At 60.0% G+C, this 20,153-nt stretch carries 21 protein-coding genes; 11 read left to right on the top strand and 10 right to left on the bottom strand.

The window, feature by feature from the left end:
- Positions 1 to 16 precede the first annotated feature (16 nt).
- A complete protein-coding gene (lipB, locus tag Q1A20_RS22650) occupies positions 17 to 715 on the top strand; it encodes a lipoyl(octanoyl) transferase LipB (protein ID WP_299918875.1) in 699 nt (232 codons plus the stop codon).
- Here the strand turns inward: lipB and Q1A20_RS22645 are convergent.
- Together Q1A20_RS22645 and Q1A20_RS22640 are read right to left on the bottom strand one after the other, a co-directional pair.
- Positions 712 to 1,143, bottom strand: coding sequence for a response regulator (locus tag Q1A20_RS22645; protein WP_298976581.1), 432 nt, complete (start codon positions 1,141 to 1,143; stop codon positions 712 to 714). The two genes, lipB and Q1A20_RS22645, sit on opposite strands and share 4 nt — an antisense overlap.
- Positions 1,140 to 2,390, bottom strand: a complete 1,251-nt coding sequence (locus tag Q1A20_RS22640) for an ATP-binding protein (RefSeq protein WP_299918872.1) — start codon at positions 2,388 to 2,390, stop codon at positions 1,140 to 1,142. The genes Q1A20_RS22645 and Q1A20_RS22640 overlap by 4 nt, the downstream gene beginning before the upstream one ends.
- Positions 2,391 to 2,688: 298 nt before the next feature.
- On the opposite strand from Q1A20_RS22640, the gene ctaD reads away from it, so the two are divergent.
- From ctaD to Q1A20_RS22625, 3 genes are all read left to right on the top strand, one after another.
- Entirely contained in the window at positions 2,689 to 4,359 is a 1,671-nt protein-coding gene (gene ctaD / locus Q1A20_RS22635; RefSeq protein WP_298976585.1) for a cytochrome c oxidase subunit I, read from the top strand.
- Positions 4,360 to 4,544: 185 nt separating this feature from the next.
- Positions 4,545 to 5,129, top strand: a complete 585-nt coding sequence (locus tag Q1A20_RS22630) for a peptidoglycan-binding protein (RefSeq protein ID WP_299410476.1) — start codon at positions 4,545 to 4,547, stop codon at positions 5,127 to 5,129.
- Positions 5,130 to 5,389: 260 nt separating this feature from the next.
- Entirely contained in the window at positions 5,390 to 5,872 is a 483-nt protein-coding gene (locus Q1A20_RS22625) for a DUF2244 domain-containing protein (RefSeq protein WP_299410474.1), read from the top strand.
- Here the strand turns inward: Q1A20_RS22625 and Q1A20_RS22620 are convergent.
- Both Q1A20_RS22620 and Q1A20_RS22615 read right to left on the bottom strand, forming a co-directional pair.
- Entirely contained in the window at positions 5,869 to 6,603 is a 735-nt protein-coding gene (locus Q1A20_RS22620) for a phosphotransferase (RefSeq protein WP_299410473.1), read from the bottom strand. The two genes, Q1A20_RS22625 and Q1A20_RS22620, sit on opposite strands and share 4 nt — an antisense overlap.
- 36 nt (positions 6,604 to 6,639) lie before the next feature.
- Positions 6,640 to 7,098, bottom strand: coding sequence for a GatB/YqeY domain-containing protein (locus Q1A20_RS22615; RefSeq protein WP_299410471.1), 459 nt, complete (start codon positions 7,096 to 7,098; stop codon positions 6,640 to 6,642).
- A 217-nt stretch (positions 7,099 to 7,315) separates the two neighbouring features.
- Between Q1A20_RS22615 and carA the strand changes: the two genes are divergently transcribed.
- The gene (gene carA / locus Q1A20_RS22610; protein ID WP_298976593.1) at positions 7,316 to 8,476 is read left to right on the top strand and encodes a glutamine-hydrolyzing carbamoyl-phosphate synthase small subunit; all 1,161 of its coding nucleotides are present in this window, start codon (positions 7,316 to 7,318) and stop codon (positions 8,474 to 8,476) included.
- A gap of 100 nt (positions 8,477 to 8,576) precedes the next feature.
- Positions 8,577 to 10,472 (top strand): glycosyltransferase family 2 protein, encoded by a 1,896-nt coding sequence (locus tag Q1A20_RS22605; RefSeq protein WP_299918866.1) that lies wholly within the window; start codon positions 8,577 to 8,579, stop codon positions 10,470 to 10,472.
- Here Q1A20_RS22605 and Q1A20_RS22600 read toward each other — a convergent pair.
- Positions 10,469 to 11,122 (bottom strand): GntR family transcriptional regulator, encoded by a 654-nt coding sequence (locus Q1A20_RS22600; RefSeq protein ID WP_298976596.1) that lies wholly within the window; start codon positions 11,120 to 11,122, stop codon positions 10,469 to 10,471. The genes Q1A20_RS22605 and Q1A20_RS22600 overlap by 4 nt on opposite strands.
- A gap of 105 nt (positions 11,123 to 11,227) precedes the next feature.
- On the opposite strand from Q1A20_RS22600, the gene Q1A20_RS22595 reads away from it, so the two are divergent.
- The 3 genes from Q1A20_RS22595 to Q1A20_RS22585 all read left to right on the top strand — a co-directional run bounded on the left by Q1A20_RS22595 (position 11,228) and on the right by Q1A20_RS22585 (position 13,460).
- Positions 11,228 to 11,872, top strand: a complete 645-nt coding sequence (locus Q1A20_RS22595) for a pyrimidine 5'-nucleotidase (protein ID WP_299410467.1) — start codon at positions 11,228 to 11,230, stop codon at positions 11,870 to 11,872.
- Between the two features lie 81 nt (positions 11,873 to 11,953).
- The gene (locus Q1A20_RS22590; RefSeq protein WP_299410465.1) at positions 11,954 to 12,202 is read left to right on the top strand and encodes a hypothetical protein; all 249 of its coding nucleotides are present in this window, start codon (positions 11,954 to 11,956) and stop codon (positions 12,200 to 12,202) included.
- 58 nt (positions 12,203 to 12,260) lie between these two features.
- Positions 12,261 to 13,460, top strand: a complete 1,200-nt coding sequence (locus Q1A20_RS22585; RefSeq protein ID WP_299410463.1) for a UbiH/UbiF family hydroxylase — start codon at positions 12,261 to 12,263, stop codon at positions 13,458 to 13,460.
- Positions 13,461 to 13,466: 6 nt separating this feature from the next.
- On the opposite strand, the gene Q1A20_RS22580 is transcribed toward Q1A20_RS22585, so the two are convergent.
- The 3 genes from Q1A20_RS22580 to Q1A20_RS22570 all read right to left on the bottom strand — a co-directional run bounded on the left by Q1A20_RS22580 (position 13,467) and on the right by Q1A20_RS22570 (position 15,631).
- Entirely contained in the window at positions 13,467 to 14,594 is a 1,128-nt protein-coding gene (locus Q1A20_RS22580) for an aminotransferase class V-fold PLP-dependent enzyme (protein ID WP_299410462.1), read from the bottom strand.
- A gap of 126 nt (positions 14,595 to 14,720) precedes the next feature.
- Entirely contained in the window at positions 14,721 to 15,179 is a 459-nt protein-coding gene (locus tag Q1A20_RS22575) for an Lrp/AsnC family transcriptional regulator (protein ID WP_298976604.1), read from the bottom strand.
- The gene (locus Q1A20_RS22570; RefSeq protein WP_299918863.1) at positions 15,176 to 15,631 is read right to left on the bottom strand and encodes an Lrp/AsnC family transcriptional regulator; all 456 of its coding nucleotides are present in this window, start codon (positions 15,629 to 15,631) and stop codon (positions 15,176 to 15,178) included. Before Q1A20_RS22570 ends, Q1A20_RS22575 begins: the two co-directional genes overlap by 4 nt.
- A 136-nt stretch (positions 15,632 to 15,767) precedes the next feature.
- On the opposite strand from Q1A20_RS22570, the gene ilvC reads away from it, so the two are divergent.
- Together ilvC and Q1A20_RS22560 are read left to right on the top strand one after the other, a co-directional pair.
- Positions 15,768 to 16,790, top strand: a complete 1,023-nt coding sequence (ilvC, locus tag Q1A20_RS22565; protein WP_298921224.1) for a ketol-acid reductoisomerase — start codon at positions 15,768 to 15,770, stop codon at positions 16,788 to 16,790.
- A gap of 91 nt (positions 16,791 to 16,881) precedes the next feature.
- Positions 16,882 to 17,802, top strand: a complete 921-nt coding sequence (locus tag Q1A20_RS22560; RefSeq protein WP_299918861.1) for a DMT family transporter — start codon at positions 16,882 to 16,884, stop codon at positions 17,800 to 17,802.
- Here the strand turns inward: Q1A20_RS22560 and glmM are convergent.
- Entirely contained in the window at positions 17,799 to 19,145 is a 1,347-nt protein-coding gene (glmM, locus tag Q1A20_RS22555; protein WP_299410457.1) for a phosphoglucosamine mutase, read from the bottom strand. The genes Q1A20_RS22560 and glmM overlap by 4 nt on opposite strands.
- Positions 19,138 to 20,151 (bottom strand): dihydropteroate synthase, encoded by a 1,014-nt coding sequence (gene folP, locus Q1A20_RS22550; RefSeq protein ID WP_299918858.1) that lies wholly within the window; start codon positions 20,149 to 20,151, stop codon positions 19,138 to 19,140. The genes glmM and folP overlap by 8 nt, the downstream gene beginning before the upstream one ends.
- Positions 20,152 to 20,153: the final 2 nt, after the last annotated feature.

The raw sequence follows: 20,153 nt of genomic DNA, 5'->3' as shown, positions 1-20,153 counted from the left end.
GCGTTAGGGCATCCCAATGGTGGAATGGATTGTATCGGACGGGCTGACCGACTATCGCACGGCGGAGCGTTGGATGGAGACGCGCGCCGATGCCATTGCACACGGCTCGGCATCAGAATGCATTTGGCTGGTCGAGCATCCCCCCCTCTATTCCGCGGGCACCAGCGCAAAATCGGATGATTTGATAGATCCCGAGCGCTTTCCTGTCTTTCCCACGCGCCGCGGCGGTCAGTACACCTATCATGGCCCCGGTCAGCGGGTTGCCTATGTTCTGCTGGATGTCGGCACGCGCGGACGCGACGTGCGGAAATTCGTACAACAACTGGAACGTTGGGTGATTGGAACGCTGGATCAGTTCAAAGTCAAAGGTGTGGTCCGGGAAGGGCGTGTCGGAGTTTGGGTCGAGCGTCCTGATAAAGAGGGCAATATGGATGGGCAGGTGCCCGAAGACAAAATTGCCGCGATCGGCATCCGATTGCGAAAATGGGTCAGCTTCCATGGTGTTTCGATCAATGTTGAGCCTGACCTGAGCCATTTTACCGGCATCGTCCCTTGCGGGATCAAAGAGCACGGGGTGACCAGTCTCGTGGATTTGGGCCTGCCTGTTGGTCTGGCGGACGTGGATCTTGCACTCCGCGCGCAATTTGCAGATGTGTTTGGCGATGAACCCGTCACACCGCAGACCAATCTGAACCAACCCTTTAAAGACGCTTAACTGCCGACGAGCTCATGGTATTCATGAATAATCGTTTGCACGTCACTCTTATCGATTGGCTTGGTGATGAAGCGGTAGACATGCGGATCCCTATGCGCACGCTCCATGTCCTCGCGCAGCACCGATGTGGACAGCATGATAATCAGGGTGCTTGAACTCCGAAATGGTACGGGCAGCTTGGCATATCTCTCCAGAAACTCGAACCCGTTCAGGCGCGGCATGTTGATGTCCAGCAGGATCAATTCAGGCATAGGCTTGTTGTCATTCACGCGCGCCTCGAGATATTCCAGTGCGGCCAAGCCATCCGTTGCGACATCAATGGAGTCGACCAGACCAGAGCGGTCCAATATACGCTGATGCATGAGATTGGTAACCTTGTCGTCATCGACAAGGAGCACCGTCCCAAGGGATGCAAGTGTCGTCGTCACAGGCGCTCCGGCTTGTTTGGCAATTGAAATGAGAAACAGCTACCCTTTCCGACCGTGCTGGAGGCATGAAGGCTGCCCCCCACGCGATCCAGCACCCGGCGGATGGAATAAAGGGAAACGCCAGCACCATCCGGTGTGCTGTGCGCGCGCTTAAAGAGACCGAAAACCTTGTCCTGATCGCGCGGCAGATCCACGCCGGACCCGTTGTCAGAAATCAAAATCTCCACCCCATTTTCAAGCTGTCGAGACTGCACTTTGACACGGGGACGGCGCTCAGGCGCACGATATTTGATGGCATTCCCGATCATCGATTGCAGGATGTTCTCCATCTCGCGGGGTACAAACCAAACGGTTTGCACGTCAAAATCGCAGGAAACCACAGCGTTCGCTTTCATCATCTGGAAATGCAGATTGACCAGCGCACGCTCCGTGACGTTCTTAAGGTCAACCTCCTCGAACACTCCAAATGTCCCGGAGTGCGCTTGCGCCACACAAATCAGGGCATCCAGCTTGTCCCCGGCCTGGTGACAGGCATCGCGCATCCAGCTCAGTGTTTCCGCATGTTCTGGCGGCAATTCTCCCTCTGCCTCGGACAGCATATGGGTGAGGCAGATCATATTGTTGATGGGGACTTTCAGATCATGTGTCGCCACATATGTCAGGTCCTTGAGATCTCGATTAACGTCGTTTAACTCCGCTGTGCGCCGCGCCATGCAGACGCCCAATTCGCTGTTGAGAACCTCCAGCGTCTCCGTGCGCGCTTCGACCCGGGCCTCCAGCGATTCGTTCACCTCAATCAGTCGCGCCTCGTTCTCTTTCTGCGCGGTGATGTCGACGGCGATGCCGATGTGGCGCAGGACCGCCCCGTCATCCGAAGTCTCAAAGATGCTATCGATGCTGCGCAACCAAAACTCATTGCCCTGCTTGGATTTGACACGGTACTCAAAGGTTGTTTCGGTCCCAATGGGCAGCGCCTGTAGAGATTTCAGATAGTCGAACAATGCATCCTGATCGTCCTCATGGATGATCGTGGGGAGCAACGTCTCCCCCAACGAACAGACCTCTTCTGGTGAATACCCCAAAAGATCGGCAATCGTGCAATTGGCGTATTCATTGGACATCGTTGCATGGTTGAAAATGTATATGATGCCCGGCACCAGCTCCGCCATCCGGGTCCAGAACGCAATGCTGCTTTCGTCCACCACCGCAGATGTCGCCTGAATATTTTGCGGTTGCACCACCTGCATTTCGGATCTTTTTACCTCATTAACCCATGACGAGAAGTCGTCGACACCTGCGCAGGAAAGTGCCCTAGTAACATTAAGCGGGCGTAAATGAGCGCCATGATGATTTGAATTGAGCGTAAAAATATTCAATCTATGCGTGTTTTGAGCCTCATTGGTGCATTCCACCAAGAAATTTCTGGGACTGTGACAAATACGATCATTGCTCCTGTCAACAACTCTCTCTAAAACAAGTAGGACTCTGGCGCGTGGCATGGGAACCGTTGCGCGCCATTTAACTACTTAAGCAGGAGGCAAGAGCATGGCTGACGCAGCCGTCCATGGCCACGAACACCATGATGAACGCGGGTTCTTCACCCGATGGTTCATGTCCACAAACCACAAAGACATCGGTATCCTGTACCTGATCACGTCGGCCCTCGCCGGCTTCATCTCGGTCGCCTTCACCGTCTACATGCGGCTGGAGCTGATGGATCCGGGCGTTCAATATATGTGCATGGAAGGGGCACGTCTGTTCTCGTCAGGCGAGGCTTGCACCCCCAATGGGCATTTGTGGAACGTGCTGATCACCGGCCACGGCATCCTGATGATGTTCTTTGTCGTGATCCCCGCGCTCTTCGGCGGATTTGGCAACTATTTCATGCCCTTGCAGATCGGCGCGCCCGATATGGCCTTCCCGCGCATGAACAACCTGTCGTTCTGGCTCTACGTCGCAGGCACCTCGCTGGCGATCTGCTCGGTGCTCGCACCGGGCGGCAATGACCAGTCGGGCTCGGGCGTGGGCTGGGTGCTCTACCCGCCGCTCTCGACGCTTGAGGGTGGCTTCTCGATGGACCTCGCGATCTTCGCGGTGCACGTCTCCGGCGCCTCCTCGATCCTAGGGGCGATCAACATGATCACCACCTTCCTGAACATGCGCGCGCCCGGCATGACGCTCTTCAAGGTGCCGCTATTCTCCTGGTCGATCTTCGTCACAAGCTGGCTGATCCTGCTGTCCCTGCCGGTTCTGGCGGGTGCCATCACCATGCTGCTGATGGACCGCAACTTCGGCTTCACCTTCTTTGATCCCGCGGGCGGCGGCGATCCGGTGCTCTACCAGCACATCCTGTGGTTCTTCGGCCACCCCGAGGTCTACATCGTGATCCTGCCCGGCTTCGGCATCATCAGCCACGTCATCGCGACCTTCGCGCGCAAGCCGATCTTCGGCTACCTGCCGATGGTCTGGGCCCTGATTGCCATCGGCGCCCTGGGCTTCGTGGTCTGGGCGCACCACATGTACACCGTGGGCATGTCGCTTAACCAGCAGGCCTACTTCATGCTGGCCACCATGGTTATCGCGGTGCCGACGGGTGTGAAAATCTTCAGCTGGATCGCCACCATGTGGGGCGGGTCGGTGACCTTCGAAACACCGATGCTCTGGGCCTTCGGCTTCCTCTTCCTCTTCACCGTGGGCGGTGTGACCGGTATCGTTCTGTCGCAGGCCGCCGTGGACCGCTACTACCACGACACCTACTACGTGGTGGCGCACTTCCACTACGTGATGTCGCTCGGGGCCGTCTTCGCCATCTTCGCAGGGATCTACTTCTACTTCCCCAAGATGACTGGACGCATGTACCCTGAATGGGCGGGCAAGCTGCACTTCTGGGCGTTCTTCATCGGGGCCAACCTGACCTTCTTCCCACAGCACTTCCTGGGCCGTCAGGGCATGCCGCGGCGCTACATCGACTACCCGGATGCATTTGCCTACTGGAACTGGTGGTCAAGCGTCGGTGCCTTCATCAGCTTCGCGTCCTTCCTGTTCTTCTTCGGCGTGATGTTTTACGCCCTGCGCGCTGGCAAGAAAGTGACCGAGAACAACCCGTGGAACGAATACGCGGATACGCTGGAGTGGACCCTGCCATCGCCGCCGCCCGAACACACGTTCGAGCAGCTGCCAAAGCAGGAAGACTGGGACAACAAGCACGCGCACTGATCCCGCTCAGCCAAGACACGCTCAAAAGGCCCTGATCCCCGATCAGGGCCTTTTTTTGCCGACCATCCTACCCGATTGCGGCGCCTCTCCGCCGGAACGGCCGCGTGAAGATTCGTGAGTGCGCGTGACGGAACAGCCTGCGCGCATGATGCGTTCCCGTCCCAATGACATGAAAGGAGAGACATATGTTCTCGACACGCATCACCTCTACCGCGCTTGCCGCGGCCATTGCATTTGCCCCTGCTGCCAGGGTGGCCGCCGACGGCAAGGATTTCATCGCTGGTGCCCTGATCGGCGGGGTCGTGGGCTCCCAGATCCAGAAAAACGTGACCCGCAACCGTGCCAATCAACAGTCGATCTTCACAGCGCCCGCACAACGCCAGGCCACCACACAGAAACGCACCTACCGCGCCGCGATTCCGGCCACGCAGGAAGGCCGCGAGATCCAGGCTTCGCTGAACTACTTTGGCTTCAACGCAGGCACCGTAGACGGGCAGCTAGGCGGCCAGACCCGTTCAGCGATCTCGGAGTATCAAAGCTACATGGGCTACGAGCCCAGCGGGCACCTGACGTCCTTTGAAAAGGAGTTGCTGCTGCGATCCCATAACCGCGCCCAGGCCGGTGGCGATCAGACCTTCCGCCAGATCGCCGCAACCCCCGACGGCACGCGTGGCCTGCTGAAGACCTACCGCGCGGAGTTTGCCAATGGCGCCTCTACAGGCAGCAAAAATGTCTATGGCGAGCAGCGCGCCTTTACCAGCGACTATTAAGAGGTTCGTGATGCCCTGGCGCGCCGTTCTGTCTTCGGTGTGATCCTCGGTTCCATTCGGCATCATGGCTGACTGACCGCCGCGGCAGGCCCTGCGCCGCGCGGCGGGCTTTTTACAAAGGCTCGGCCTCGTAGGCGGGCGTGATCCCGATGCGGTACAGCAAGCGGGTCTGCCATAAATCAGAGCTTTCCTGTTGTTTCACCCAAGGCAGGGCCACCTGTCGCATTGCTTCGCACGCAACGCCTCGGTAAGATTTCGTTATGCCCTATCAGTGGACATCGGACCCCGGCGATAGCCCGCAAACCCTCAAGCTCTGGCCGCACAACTCGCTGCCCGCCCGAGGTATGGCCGCCTTTGTTCTGGCCACCTTCACGCTGATCTGCATCCCGACCCTACCGCTGCTCGGCTCGCCGATCCTCTGGGGCCTGTTGCCCTTTTTACTGGCGGCTGTCTGGGGCATCTATTACGCGCTACAGCGCAATCACCGCGCGCGCCAGATCACCGAAGTGCTGACGCTTGATGAAGAAGACGCGCGGCTTGTGCGGCAGGAGCCAACGGGCGAAGTGCAGGAATGGGATTGCAACCGCTATTGGACGACGATCACCAAATACGAAACAGATGGGCCCGTGCCCCACTACGTCACCCTGAAAGGCAAAGGCCGCGAGGTCGAAATCGGGGCGTTTCTGAGCGAAGATGAACGGGTGTCGCTCTATGATGAGCTACAGATCGCCTGGCGGCGTTAGAAGTCGCACCCGAAATGCCGGGCCGCGAGGGATCGCGCGCGCTCCGGTTCCAGCTTCCAGCAACAGGCGATTTCCCAGGCCGTCAAGCCGCGCTGAATGTCATTACCGGGTGGGTCGCTGACAACCCGCGCTGTATCGAATATCCGCAGGTCGACACGCGCCTCATCCCAATCGATCAATGCAGGCTGACCGCTTGGGGTCAGGATCAGATTACCGGTGCCAATGTCCCCGTGAATGACCCCCTGATCACCGTCCGGCATACCGGCCCAGGCGCCACGCAACTGCGCCACAAGGCCCGTCGGCATCACCGAGAGATCCACATCACCCCCCTGCTGCACCGTTGTCAGTTCGAGGGAGGAGGCGAACCCGGGACGCTGCTCAATGCCGATGGTCGCCTCATGAAAGCGTTTAAGCCTCCGCGCGACTTCCGGCATACGATCTGCCGTAAATTCGGCGCCATCGATAAAGGGCTCGCAGGTCCAACCGTTTTCCAGAATATGCCCACGCTGACTTCGTACATACGCCGGCACCTGGAACCCAGCCTCGCGGGCCGCCACCTGAACTGGTTCAAGCCACAACAGGCTCTCAGCGCTGCGCCTGCTCGATTTGAAAACCAAGGCAGGGTGGTGGCCAATGGCCGTTCGAAAGGCGCTGTTCCGGTGGCCACCGCGCAGGGCCGTCAGCGGGCCATCGTATCCCCACAAACGCGTGTCGGGTGGCGCTTTGGGCATCGGCATTCCCTCACCGACCGCAGCCGAATGTCGAAATCAGCTCAACCGCGCTTTGACCTTCGGGCCAACGGCCCCAAAGTCGATCTGTCCTGTGTATTTGGATTTCAGAATGGCCATGACCTTGCCCATGTCGCGAATGCTATCGGCCCCAACCTCGGCCACCGCTTCGGCCACCGCCTTTTCGGTTTCAGCTTCCGACAGTTGCCGCGGCAGGAATTCCTCAATCACTTCGATTTCAGTCTTTTCCCGCTCCGCAAGATCAAGACGCCCGCCCTCTTCATAGGCACGCGCACTTTCAAGCCGCTGCTTTGACATTTTGCTCAGGATCGCAAGAACCTCGGCATTGGGCACACCATCTTCGTTGCCCTCGGCCCGGGCTGCAATATCCTTGTCCTTGATCGCCGCATTGATCAGGCGCAGAGTGGAGAGCCGATCGGCGGCCTTGTCTTTCATGGCCTGTTTCAGTGAAACAGAGACTTTTTCGCGCAATTCCATCGCAATGCATCCTTCAATGATTGACCGCAAATAACTGCGGCAAGGCATCTTCGAGCCTTGGACCTTATCCAATGCAACAGGCCGCCGCAACACAATCCGCTGCGTCATCCTGTGTCAGAACACCGGGAATATGTCCCGAAATGGGCCTTGACCCCCCTCGGACGCGCGTCTAGTTTCCGCCAGATTTCACTGCCGCCCCTGCCCGAAAGGATCGCCCATGCAGCCGCCTGCGTCCGACCGCCCAACCGCTTGTCTGGCGCTTGCTGACGGGACCCTCTTTTACGGGAGCGGGTTTGGTGCCACTGGCCAAACCGTGGCGGAGCTTTGCTTCAACACCGCAATGTCAGGGTATCAGGAGATCATGACCGACCCTTCCTATGCCGGGCAGATCGTGACCTTCACCTTCCCGCACATCGGCAATGTCGGCGTGAACCCCGAGGATGATGAAACCGGCGATCCCGTTGCCGAGGGCATGATCGTCAAGTGGATGCCGACCGATCCCTCGAACTGGCGCGCAGTGCAGGATCTGGATGCCTGGCTCAGCTCACGCGGACGCATTGCCCTGGGCGGCGTCGATACCCGCCGCCTGACCCGTGCGATACGGCAATCTGGAGCCCCACATGTGGCACTTGCCCATGATCCGGAAGGCAATTTCGACGTCGAAGCGCTGGTTGCCGCCGCACGGGCCTTCAGCGGGTTGGAGGGGCTTGATCTGGCCCGCGAAGTCACCTGCGCACAATCCTATCACTGGAACGAAATGCGGTGGGCCTGGCCGGATGGCTATACGCCGCAAACCGATCCCAAGCACAAGGTCGTGGCCATTGATTACGGCGCGAAACGCAATATTCTGCGCTGCCTTGCAAGTGCCGGATGTGATGTGACCGTTCTGCCTGCCACGGCGAGTTATGACGACGTGATGGCACACAACCCGGATGGGGTTTTTCTCTCCAACGGACCTGGCGACCCGGCGGCGACTGGCACCTATGCTGTGCCAATGATCCAACAAGTATTATCGGACACGGATCTGCCCGTTTTCGGGATTTGTCTCGGGCACCAGATGCTGGCGCTCGCCTTGGGCGCCCAGACGATCAAGATGAACCACGGGCATCACGGCGCCAACCACCCGGTCAAGGATCATGACACCGGCAAGGTCGAAATCACCTCGATGAATCACGGTTTTGCCGTCGATGCTCAGACGCTGCCTTCCGGTGTGCTTGAGACGCATACCTCGCTTTTTGACGGGTCGAATTGCGGCATTCGGGTTGATGGGCGCCCTGTCTGGTCGGTTCAGCACCATCCCGAAGCCAGCCCGGGACCGCAAGACAGCTACTACCTGTTCGAGCGTTTCGCCGAAGCCATGGCTGCGCGCGCCGCCTGAACCGCGCAATGCGCCTTTAGGTTGAAAAGTGTTAATTTAACAGATCATTAACCCTGTTCTGACAGCGTGCCAACGTTGAGTTTACGCAAGGCACGCCAAGATGAACAACCTGCGGCTGGTTCTGCCTGACCCGGTGCCGGAACCGGATCTGACAGCGCCCGCGATCAAATATGAACCGATCGGCCGTATGCTGGTGGATAGGGGTAAGATCGCGCATACCGATCTTGATCACGCGCTGAAGATCCAGGGCCATATTGATGCGCCGCTGGGTGAGATCATGGTGTCCGAAGGTCTGCTTGCCAAGCGCGATGTGCTGGGCGCCCTGGCCGCACAATGCCATGCGCAAGACGCCGATCTCGACCTCGAGCCACCCGAACCCAAGATGGCCGCCTGCCTGCCCGCCGATGTCTGCCTGCGCCATGGCGTCGTGCCGTGGAAGCGGGACGGGTTGCGGATCCTCGTCGCCACCAGCAGCCCTGCGGATTTCGCAGCGCTTTGCCAGACAATGAAACGGCGCGGGTTGTCGCTTTTCCCGGTGATCGTTGACGAATTGCAGATCCAATCACATCTCAGTCGTCTCTACGGGGATGAATTGGCGCAAAAGGCCGCCACCCGTGTGCCTTCGGCGGAAAGCTGTCGCAGTTGGGCCAGCGCCGGGCAGCATCGGCTCCGCTGGGCGGCTGCGCTCTGCGGCGGCCTGCTGGCGGCCTGTATGCTGGCGCCCGCCTGGACCTTCACCCTTGGGGTGCTCTGGGCGGTCCTGACCTTGCTGATGACCACCGGCATGAAGGCGGCCGCCTTTGCGGCGCAATTGGCCCACAAACCGCCACCGCGCCGCATCAATTATGACCTGGGGACGGCCAAGTTCCGGCTGCCACGGGTCTCGATCCTTGTGCCTTTGCTCAAGGAAAAGGAGATCGCGGGGCAATTGATCGCCCGGCTGAGCGGGCTGACATACCCTAAATCCCTGCTCAACGTGGTGCTCGTGCTGGAGGAAGGCGACACGATGACCCGCGAGACCATCGCGCGCACCGAGTTGCCCGATTGGATGAGCGTGATCGAAGTTCCCGGCGCGGGGGATTTGACAACCAAGCCACGCGCTCTGAATTACGCGCTCGATTTCTGCCGCGGCAGCATCATCGGCGTCTGGGACGCGGAAGACTGGCCCGAAGCAGATCAGATCGAACGCGTGGTCACACGTTTCAACGAAGCGCCACAAAACGTCGTCTGCCTGCAAGGCGTGCTGGATTACTACAACTCCCGCACCAACTGGCTGTCGCGATGTTTCACCATCGAATACGCCACATGGTGGCGGGTGATCCTGCCAGGGATCGCTAAGCTGGGTCTGGTGCTGCCCTTAGGCGGCACGACGCTGTTCTTTCGCCGCGATGGGCTGGAGAAACTGGGGGGATGGGACGCGCACAACGTCACCGAAGACGCCGATCTGGGTGTCAGGCTGGCGCGCCATGGCTATGTAACGGAACTGCTGCCAACGGTCACCCATGAAGAGGCCACAAGTCGCGCATGGCCCTGGGTGCGGCAGCGCTCACGCTGGCTCAAAGGATTCATGATCACGTATTTCGTGCACATGCGACACCCCGGACAGCTGCTCCGGGATTTGGGGCTCAAACGCTTTCTGGGCCTGCAAACCATCTTTCTGGCAACGTTTTCGCAGTTTGCCGCCGCCCCGCTCCTGTGGTCGTTCTGGCTGAGCTTCGCGGGCATGACCCACCCGGTCGAACTCACTCTTGGCGCCAGCGTGATGTGGGGCTTCGTCGGCCTCTTCGTGCTTTCGGAACTCCTCAGCGTCGCGATGGGCATCTACGCGGTCTCTGGTCGGGCGCATCGGCACCTAATCGGTTACGTGCCGACGATGATGTTCTATTTCACGCTGGGCGCGCTGGCCAGCTACAAGGCGCTTTGGGAAATGGTCCAAGCCCCGTTCTTTTGGGACAAAACCCAGCACGGCGTCTCGACCCAGACAGATGTGACCTAGCTCTCCTCCTCGCGCCGTGCCGCATCCTGTTTGAGGCGCGTCATAAAGGCCACGGAAATATGCTCGCGCAGCGCCTGATCCGCAGCGTCCGAATCCTTATGCTCGATCGCGGTGACAATGGCATCATGTTCGGCCTGCGCAATTTCGCCACGCCCCTGGGCCGCAAGCGATGTAGTGGCCATCAGCGCCATCGTGCGGTGCACCAGATCAAGCTGCTGCACCAGATAGCGGTTATGCGACGCGAGATGCACCTGCTTGTGGAACCGCCGGTTCGCGCGGGAAAGCGCGGCGGGATCATCGGTGAGCGCATTGTCGGCCTCCACCATCTCCCGCAGAATGCGGATCTCTTCATCGGTCGCGTGCTGCGCCGCAAGACGCGCGGCCAAGCCCTCCAGCTCGCGCCGCACCACGTATAGTTCGGCCATCTGGTTGTGATCCAATGAGGCCACAATCAAGCTGCGCCCGTCCCGCGCCAGAAGCGACTGTGTTTCAAGGCGTTGCAGCGCCTCGCGAATGGGCGTACGCGACACTCCAAAACGCTCCGCCAGCTCGCTTTCGACAAGCCGGTCACCGGGGCGATAGACGCCCAGATCAATCGCATCCAGGATCATTGAATACGCGTCTGTCTGTTGTGGTTTTTGCAACCCCATCGTCCCCGCCTTCTGCCATACCGGTTCGATACCTTAACGAGGCAATCCGCGGTCGTGCAACCCTGTGCTCTTGCCTGCGCGCATCGCGCGGCCTAGGTATGCGCCATGCCAAAAGATGCCTTCTCCGATGTTAGCGCCTGGGTCTTTGACCTCGATCACACGCTTTATCCCCCCTCGGCGCGGCTGTTTGACCTGATCGAGGTGCGCATGACCGCCTATGTCATGGCGGCCTTGAACGTGGATCACGCGGAGGCCGACCGGCTGCGCAAACATTATTGGGCCACCCATGGCACCACCTTGGCGGGGCTGATGCGCGAGCATGATGTCGACCCGGGCCCCTATCTGACGGATGTGCATGATATCCCGATGGACAGCCTGGCCCCTGATCCGGTTCTGGCGTCGCAGATCAGGCAATTGCCCGGACGCCGCATCGTTTACACCAACGGCTGCGCGCCTTACGCCGAACGGGTCTTGGAAGCGCGCGGGCTTGGAGGCCTTTTTGACGCCATCTATGGCGTGGAGCATGCCGATTTCCTGCCGAAACCGGATCATGCGGCATTCGATACCGTGTTCCGCAAGGATGGGCTCACCCCCGAAACCGCGGCGATGTTCGAGGATGATGCCCGAAACCTGAAAGTTCCGCATGATATGGGGATGCGCACGGTGCATGTGGCTGAAACACGTGGGCCCGGTGCGCATATCCACTTTCACACCGACGATTTAAGTCAGTTTTTAAGCGTTCTTCTCTGATCCCCTGCGACAATCCGGCCTCTGTGAAAGGCCTCGTTCACCCCTATCTGTCACCCAACCAGATGATTGAGGGACCCGACCATGACAATTGCCGCTGACACACGCGCGTTGCCCTTCTGGCAGCGTATGTTTTTTAAAATTCCGGTTCTGGGGTGGGTCGCGCGCGACCTGATGTTCGGCGACAAGAACAATGTTTGGTTTGCATTGATCGGGTTCTTCAGCCTTTGGATGAGCTCGGCGCTGACATTTGGGTTGCCGGGGCTTTATTTGCCTGCGCTGGCCCTGGTGCCGGTCATTTTCGTGATCCTGCTGTTGATCACCAAAGGGTAGCGCCGCTGGCCTTTATCGCCGGATTTGCTTAACTCTGAGGATGGGGCACGGAGGCAGGATGTCAGATAACACTTGTGATATTTTGATCTCAGGCGGCGGGATCGCCGGGCTGACTGCGGCGGCTACGTTCGGCACGGCAGGTTTTGACGTTATCTGCGTCGACCCAACGCCCCCGATCACGGAGCGGGATCAACAAGGCGCAGACATGCGCTCCACCGCCATGCTGCAGCCCGCACGCCATGTGCTGGAGACGGCTGGCCTTTGGGACAGGCTGCTGCCGCACGCGTCGCCCTTGCAAATCATGCGGATCGTCGATGCCGGCGGGGAGATTGCAGAGCCGCGCGTGACACGTGACTTCAATGCGGCGGACGTGTCGGATCTGCCCTTCGGCTGGAACTTTCCAAACTGGTTGTTGCGCCGCGAAATCCTGGCCCGGCTGGACCAATTGCCAAACGTGGATTTTCGACCCGGCACCAGTACAACATCACTGTTCACCCGTGAAAGCGAGGCCCGCGTCGGTCTCAGCGACGGGTCAAAAATACGCACCCGGCTGGTGATCGCGGCAGACGGGCGCGGATCGCCCATGCGTCAGGCGGCGGGCGTTGAGGTCCATACCAAACGCTATGGGCAAAAGGCGCTGGCTTTCGCCGTCACCCATCCCATCCCACATGAAAACGTCTCCACCGAAATTCACAGGACGGGGGGTCCCTTCACGCTGGTTCCGCTGCCGGATCACAATGGGTTGCCCTCCTCGGCAATTGTCTGGATGGACGATGGGCCGTTGTCGCAAGCCCGGATTGCGATGGATGTTGAGGAATTCGAAGCGGAAATGTCAACGCGCAGCTGTCACCTCTTTGGCCCCCTCACGCTTGCGTCCCAGCGCACCATCTGGCCCATCATCAGCCAGCAGGCCGCACGGTTGTCCGGTGAGCGTCTCGCGTTGATTGCGGAGGCGGCGCATGTGGTCCCCCCCATCGGGGCGCAAGGGTTGAACATGAGCCTGGCCGATACCGCCACCCTGCTGTCACTGGCACGGGAACGCCCTGACGAGCTTGGGGATCGCCGCATGCTCGATGCCTATCACAAGGCGCGCTACAGCGATATTTCCCTGCGGGTTCAGGGCATTGATATCCTGAACCGCGCCAGCCAAGTCAGCACCCCGATGTTGCGCGATGCCCGAGCTGCTGGCCTCAATGCGCTCTACTCCATGGCACCCGTGCGCAAGACGCTGATGCAAATGGGCCTTGGCGTGAAGTAACGTGCCTTACAGGACCTGATCGATCACCCGTTGCAAACGGCCCACGGTGCCATCGACGTCATAGAGCTTGTCCAATCCAAAAAGCCCTAACCGGAACGTCCTGAAATCCGCAGGTTCATCACATTGCAGCGGGACACCAGCCGCAATCTGCATGCCTTCTGCAGCGAATTTCTTGCCGTTCTGAATGTCCGGATCGCCGGTGTAGCTGACCACCACACCCGGGGCGCCGTAACCTTCGGCTGCGACGGAAACGACACCCTTGGCGGCCAGCATGGCGCGCACCGCATCACCCAATCGCCATTGCGCTTCCTTCAGACGCTCAAACCCATAATTCCTGGTCTCAAACATCGTATCCCGGAAAGCACGCAACGCATCCGTCGGCATGGTCGCGTGATAGGCATGACCACCGTTTTCATAGGCCTGCATGATGCTGCGCCATTTGCCCAGATCAATGGCAAAACTGTCCGACTGCGTCTCCGCCAACCGCGCCTCGGCGCGTTCCGACATCATCACGAGCCCTGCGGATGGAGAGGCCGACCAGCCCTTTTGCGGCGCGGAGATCAACACGTCGACGCCGAGGGCGCGCATATCAACCCAGGCGCAGCCCGATGCGATGCAATCCAGCACCATCAACGCGCCCACATCATGGGCGGCTTTTGCCATGGCCGCGATGTAGCTATCGGGCAGGATCACACCAGCGCTGGTTTCCACATGCGGAGCGAAAACCACATCGGGTTTCTGCTCGGCAATGGCCGCGATCACCTCGTCAATCGGTGCCGGAGCAAAGGGCGATGGCGTCGCATTGCCGGTCTGGCGCGCTTTCAAAACACTTGTGTTTGCCGTCAGCCCGCCGGTTTCGAAAATCTGGCTCCAGCGGTATGAAAACCAGCCATTGCGGACCACAAGGACCTCCGCACCGCGCGCAAATTGCCGTGCCACCGCTTCCATAGCATAGGTGCCGCCGCCCGGGATGATGGCGACCGCATCCGCTGCGTAGACCTCTTTCAGCATCGATGACAAATCGTTCATGACCTGCTGAAACGCGGCGCTCATCGAATTCAAAGACCGATCGGTGAAAACGACCGAAAATTCTTCCAGTCCCGTTGGATCGACGGTGTCGAGCAATGCTGGCATGATCATACCTCCCTGAGTTCGGGACAGGCGTAACCGGTCGCATCGGGCTTGGCAAAGTCTACTTATGTATACACCGGGGGTCCGCCCCGGAACGGGGGCACCTATCGGAAACCTCTGACGCCGACCTTAGCCAATCGGGCCGGTACGGCGCTCTTCGCTCAGCAAAACATTCGCCTCGACCTCTCCAACACCGGGCAGGGTCATGATCCGCCGGCGCAAAACCCGTTCAAAATCCGGCAGATCCCGCGCCACCACGCGCAGACGGTAATCATAGAGCCCCAACACATGCTCGACGCGCTGCACTTCGGGGATGGCGCTGACCGCGCGCTCGAAATCCTCCAGGCTGACGCGCCCCTTGGTCGCCAGTTTCACGCCGAGAAAAACCGTCACCCCAAACCCCAGCGCTTCTGCGTTCAGACGCAAGTGACGCCCCTTCAGAACGCCTGCGCCTTCCAGCTTGCGCATGCGCCGCCAGGTCGCGGGTTGCGACAGGCCGAGATGCCGCCCCAGGGTTCCCGCACTTTGGGTGGCATCCCGCGCCAAGGCCCGCAGCAAGGCGCGGTCTATGTCGTCCAGATCAATCATAGCGGCAAAGCCTCTTCCGCCTTGATCTGGGCGATCTGCATCAGCGCTTCGATATCCGCGATGTGGGGCAGCGTCAGAATGCGACGTCGATAGATGTCCTGATAGTGGGGCATGTCGCGCGCGATGATGTTCAACCGCACATCGACCCGCCCCAGAAAAGTCTGTATCTCCGTCACCTCCGGCACATCGCGTGCCGCCGCAATAAAGTCGTCAAAGGCGCGTGGCTGCGTTTTATCCAGCGTCACCCGCAGCGAAACCTCGACCGAATAGCCCAGTGCGGCCCAGTCGATGACCGCGCATATGCCTTCGATGATGCCCGTTTCCTGCATTCGGGTGATGCGCCGCGCGACCTTGCCCGACTTGCTGGCGCAACGCTCAGCCAGTTCAGCCGGGCTCAGGCTTGGATCAGATTGCCAATGCCGCAACACGCGGCGGTCAAAGTCGTCAAGCATGATTTTTTCACTTATTCTTATTTTAGCGAATAGGTTTTTGATATACTCAGCCATATCTCGTGTATCTGGTGATGGCAATCATCGGAAGACCCCGTAATTTGGCCGCAGTTTTTCACTCACTCAAAGGACCGCCAAAATGCGCGTTTATTATGATCGCGACTGCGATGTTAACCTGATCAAAGACATGAAAGTGGCCATTCTGGGCTACGGCAGCCAGGGCCACGCCCATGCGCTGAACCTGCGCGACAGCGGCGCCAAGAACCTCGTCGTCGCGCTGCGTGAAGGCTCGCCATCGGCTGCGAAAGCCGAAGGCGAAGGCCTGACGGTCATGGGCATCGCCGAAGCGGCGGCCTGGGCGGATCTGATCATGTTCACCATGCCCGACGAATTGCAGGCCGAAACCTACAAGAAATACGTACACGACAACATCCGCGAAGGTGCAGCCATCGCATTCGCCCACGGTCTGAACGTGCATTTCGGCCTGATCGAGCCCAAAGAAGGCATCGACGTTGTGATGATGGCCCCCAAGGGCCCCGGCCACACCGTGCGCGGCGAATATACCAAAGGCGGCGGCGTGCCCTGCCTGGTTGCGGTGGACAAGGATAGCTCCGGCAAGGCGCTGGAAATCGGCCTCTCCTATTGCTCCGCCATCGGCGGTGGCCGGTCGGGCATCATTGAGACCAACTTCCGCGAAGAGTGCGAAACCGACCTCTTTGGCGAACAGGCCGTGCTCTGCGGTGGTTTGGTGGAACTGATCCGCATGGGCTTTGAGACACTGGTCGAGGCGGGCTATGCACCCGAAATGGCCTATTTTGAGTGCCTGCACGAGGTGAAGCTGATCGTGGACCTGATCTACGAAGGTGGCATCGCCAACATGAACTACTCGATCTCCAACACGGCGGAATACGGCGAATATGTCTCCGGTCCGCGGGTGCTGCCCTATGACGAGACCAAGGCACGGATGAAAGCGATCCTGACCGACATCCAGACCGGTAAATTCGTGCGTGACTTCATGCAGGAAAACGCGGTTGGTCAGCCCTTCTTCAAAGGCACGCGCCGCATCAACGACGAGCACCAGATCGAAGCTACTGGCGAAACCCTGCGCGGCATGATGCCCTGGATTTCCGCGGGCAAAATGGTCGACAAGGCCAAGAACTGATCCTTCGATCCGAATCGAACCATTCTCGGTTCCAAACGCACTATTATGAACGGGGCGGCGGTGACCGCCCCGTTTTCTTTGAAAGGCACCGATGACCAACGCCCCCGAAATCACACTCAAAAGCTGGCTGATGGTCGGCGTCCTGGGGTTCACCTGGGGTGGTACATTTCTGGTCACAGAGATCGCGCTTGAGGGCCTCACCCCTTTCTGGCTGGCAGCGGGGCGAATTGGGTTTGCCGCCGTACTGATGACCGCGATTTGGGCCATGCTGGGGTTTCGCCTGTTTGAGGTCCCGGCCTCGCGCGCAGACTGGCGAGCTGCCATGGTGATCGGCGCCTTGAGCTCCGCCGTGCCCTTCATGTTGCTCGCCTGGGGTCAGCAATTCGTGACCTCGGGCTTTGCGGGGGTGTCCATGGCCGCCGTGGCCCTGATCGTGCTGCCGCTGGCGCATTTTCTGGTGCCCGGGGAACGCCTGACCCCCCGCAAAGGTGCGGGGTTTATCATCGGCTTCATCGGCGTTTGCGTCCTGATCGGCGCACAAGCCTTTGAAACATCGGGCGCTTCCATGGAGCCCGCGGGGAGGCTGGCCTGCATTGGCGCGGCCTCGTGCTACGCCATATCCTCGATCCTGATGCGCCGATTGCCGCCGGTGAATACCATTGGTCTGTCGACCGTACTGCTTTTGATCGGCGCGGCTCTGGTCATCCCGATCGCACTCATCGTGGAAGGCCCCCCGCCGCTGCCCGACACAAAAACGCTGGTGGTTGTGGCGATCCTGGGGTTGATCCCAACAGCCGCGGCAAACCTCTTGCGGGTTCAGGTGGTCCGCAGTGCCGGGCCCGTTTTCATGTCCCTGACCAATTATCAGGTGCCGATATGGTCGGTTGTGCTGGGCGCGGCGCTGTTGGGCGAGCCGCTACCGCCGTCGCTTCTATGGGCTCTGGTTCTGATCCTTGCAGGCGTTGGGTTGAGCCAATATGGCGCGTTGCGCCGCCTCTTCGGCAAAGGCTAAGCGCTCACGGCATCCGCCACGGCCTCAACAACGCTGTCGACCGCGCGTTCCATCAAGGCTGCGTCCTCGTGCTCCGCCATCACGCGCACCAATGGTTCTGTACCCGATTTGCGGATCAGCAAACGCCCGCTTCCGGCCAAGTCAGCTTCGGCCTGGGCGATGGCTTTTTTGACGCGGGCTTCTTCCAGTGGGGTCTGTCCCGCCGCAAAGCGCACATTCTTGAGCAGTTGCGGCACGGGATCGAAGTTATGCAGCAACTCACTGGCGGGTTTCCCGGACCGCACCATTTCTGCAAGAAACTGCAAGCCGGCCATGAGGCCATCACCCGTTGTGGCGTAGTCCGACATCACGATATGCCCGGACTGTTCACCGCCGAGGTTAAACCCGCCTGACCGCATCCGCTCAACAACGTAGCGGTCCCCCACAGCCGTACGTTCAAGCCGCACCCCCTGTCCCGCCAGGAAGTGCTCCAACCCAAGGTTCGACATCACCGTCGCGACCAGCGCATTGTTTTCCAGCCGCTCCTCAGCTGCCCACCGCGCGGCCATCAGGGCCATGAACTGGTCGCCATCGCCGACCTTGCCGTTCTGGTCGAGCAGAATGACGCGATCCGCATCGCCGTCCAGACAAATACCGACATCAGCGCCGTGCGACACCACGGTCTCTGCGGCCATTTCGGGATGTGTGGACCCGCAGGCGTCGTTGATATTGTGTCCGTTCGGTGCCACGCCCACCGGGATCACCGTGGCGCCCAGCTCCCAGAGCGCTTCCGGCGCTACGCGGTAGGCTGCCCCGTTCGCGCAATCGACGACAACCTTCAGCCCATCCAGCCGCATCTGTCGCGGGAACGAGGATTTTACCCTTTCGATATACCGAAACCGACCATCGTCGATCCGCTTGGCGCGGCCGATGTTTTCCGCCTCAATCGGCGCCACGCCGTCGTTGATCAGCGCTTCGATTTCCGCTTCCATCTGATCGGAAAGCTTGTAGCCATCGGGGCCGAAGAACTTGATGCCATTGTCCACCGCCGGATTGTGGCTGGCGGATATCATCACGCCCAGATCGGCCCGCATGGACCGGGTCAGGAGACCGACTGCTGGCGTGGGCACAGGGCCCAGCAGCAGCACATTCATGCCCGTGGACGTCAGCCCGGCGGTCAATGCATTCTCGAACATATAACCCGACAGACGGGTATCCTTGCCGATCACCACACGGTGCACGCTGGAGCGATCGCGGCTGAAATAGCGGCCCACCGCCGCACCGATGCGCAGCGCCATTTCCGCGGTCATGGGGTGTGCGTTGGCGGTGCCGCGCACGCCGTCTGTTCCAAAAAGCTTATCCATCCGCGCAACCTGCCATGGCCGCCCGCCAGAGCGCAATGGCCTGAACCGTTTCAGGCACGTCATGAACGCGCACGATTTGTGTCCCATGTTTCAACGCCGCGAGCGCCACCGCCAGAGACCCCGGCATACGGTCCTGTGCCTCTTCGGCCTGACCGATCGTGCCGATGAACCGTTTGCGCGATGCGCCCAGCAAGATCGGCACCCCCAACCCATGAAACAGGGACAACCGGGCGAGCAGGCTCAGATTGTGCTGTAATGTCTTGCCAAAGCCGATCCCGGGATCTGCGATGATCTGTGTTTTCGGAATGCCCCGGGCGACAAGCATCTCAATTTGCGCGGACAGGAAATCGTAGACATCCAGCAACACGTCATCGTATTGCGGATCCTGCTGCATCGTGGCCGGATCACCCTGCGCATGCATCACGCAAACCGGCGCCGATTGCGCGGCACAGTGGTCCGCAAGCGCGGGATCGAAGGTGAAACCGGAGACGTCATTGACCAGATTTGCGCCCGCCTGCAGCGCTGCCGCGGCCACCGCGGCTTTGCGCGTATCGATGGAGATCGTTTGGCTGACGCCGCCCTCGCGCAGCGCTGCGATGACGGGAGCGGTGCGCTCAATCTCTTCCTCCTCAGGGACAACAGCCGCGCCCGGACGCGTCGATTCCCCGCCAATGTCGAGGATGTCCGCGCCCTGCATCCCATGCGCACCGGCCAGCGCTTTCGTGACCGAATTATGCTGACCGCCATCCGAAAAACTGTCCGGCGTGACATTCAGAATGCCCATCACGCGCGGCCTGTCCATCGTGATACCAGCGATTGGGGCCCGCGGCGCGATCAGAGGCGCCAAATCGGCTTGATCCACATCACGCGCGGCAATGATCCGGGGGGGACGCGTCCGGGACAAGACTTCGACCTGGGAAAACCACCCCCATCCGCCTGCAAGGCGCTGCGCGTCAGACGGGTACGCTATATCCGTTTGAACGATGGGACGGAAATATTCAGCCATCT

It is taken from the genome of uncultured Roseobacter sp., from assembly GCF_947501835.1.
In the GTDB taxonomy this organism is placed as follows: Bacteria; Pseudomonadota; Alphaproteobacteria; order Rhodobacterales; family Rhodobacteraceae; genus Roseobacter.
This window is presented reverse-complemented; position numbering and strand designations above follow the sequence as displayed.

Coding starts and splice junctions, on each gene's coding strand:
- lipB (WP_299918875.1), top strand. CDS start 17: ATGGTGGAATGGATTGTATCGGACGGGCTGACCGACTATCGCACGGCG.
- Q1A20_RS22640 (WP_299918872.1), bottom strand. CDS start 2,390: ATGCAGGTGGTGCAACCGCAAAATATTCAGGCGACATCTGCGGTGGTG.
- ctaD (WP_298976585.1), top strand. CDS start 2,689: ATGGCTGACGCAGCCGTCCATGGCCACGAACACCATGATGAACGCGGG.
- Q1A20_RS22630 (WP_299410476.1), top strand. CDS start 4,545: ATGTTCTCGACACGCATCACCTCTACCGCGCTTGCCGCGGCCATTGCA.
- Q1A20_RS22625 (WP_299410474.1), top strand. CDS start 5,390: ATGCCCTATCAGTGGACATCGGACCCCGGCGATAGCCCGCAAACCCTC.
- Q1A20_RS22620 (WP_299410473.1), bottom strand. CDS start 6,603: ATGCCCAAAGCGCCACCCGACACGCGTTTGTGGGGATACGATGGCCCG.
- Q1A20_RS22615 (WP_299410471.1), bottom strand. CDS start 7,098: ATGGAATTGCGCGAAAAAGTCTCTGTTTCACTGAAACAGGCCATGAAA.
- carA (WP_298976593.1), top strand. CDS start 7,316: ATGCAGCCGCCTGCGTCCGACCGCCCAACCGCTTGTCTGGCGCTTGCT.
- Q1A20_RS22605 (WP_299918866.1), top strand. CDS start 8,577: ATGAACAACCTGCGGCTGGTTCTGCCTGACCCGGTGCCGGAACCGGAT.
- Q1A20_RS22600 (WP_298976596.1), bottom strand. CDS start 11,122: ATGGGGTTGCAAAAACCACAACAGACAGACGCGTATTCAATGATCCTG.
- Q1A20_RS22595 (WP_299410467.1), top strand. CDS start 11,228: ATGCCAAAAGATGCCTTCTCCGATGTTAGCGCCTGGGTCTTTGACCTC.
- Q1A20_RS22590 (WP_299410465.1), top strand. CDS start 11,954: ATGACAATTGCCGCTGACACACGCGCGTTGCCCTTCTGGCAGCGTATG.
- Q1A20_RS22585 (WP_299410463.1), top strand. CDS start 12,261: ATGTCAGATAACACTTGTGATATTTTGATCTCAGGCGGCGGGATCGCC.
- Q1A20_RS22580 (WP_299410462.1), bottom strand. CDS start 14,594: ATGCCAGCATTGCTCGACACCGTCGATCCAACGGGACTGGAAGAATTT.
- Q1A20_RS22575 (WP_298976604.1), bottom strand. CDS start 15,179: ATGATTGATCTGGACGACATAGACCGCGCCTTGCTGCGGGCCTTGGCG.
- Q1A20_RS22570 (WP_299918863.1), bottom strand. CDS start 15,631: ATGCTTGACGACTTTGACCGCCGCGTGTTGCGGCATTGGCAATCTGAT.
- ilvC (WP_298921224.1), top strand. CDS start 15,768: ATGCGCGTTTATTATGATCGCGACTGCGATGTTAACCTGATCAAAGAC.
- Q1A20_RS22560 (WP_299918861.1), top strand. CDS start 16,882: ATGACCAACGCCCCCGAAATCACACTCAAAAGCTGGCTGATGGTCGGC.
- glmM (WP_299410457.1), bottom strand. CDS start 19,145: ATGGATAAGCTTTTTGGAACAGACGGCGTGCGCGGCACCGCCAACGCA.
- folP (WP_299918858.1), bottom strand. CDS start 20,151: ATGGCTGAATATTTCCGTCCCATCGTTCAAACGGATATAGCGTACCCG.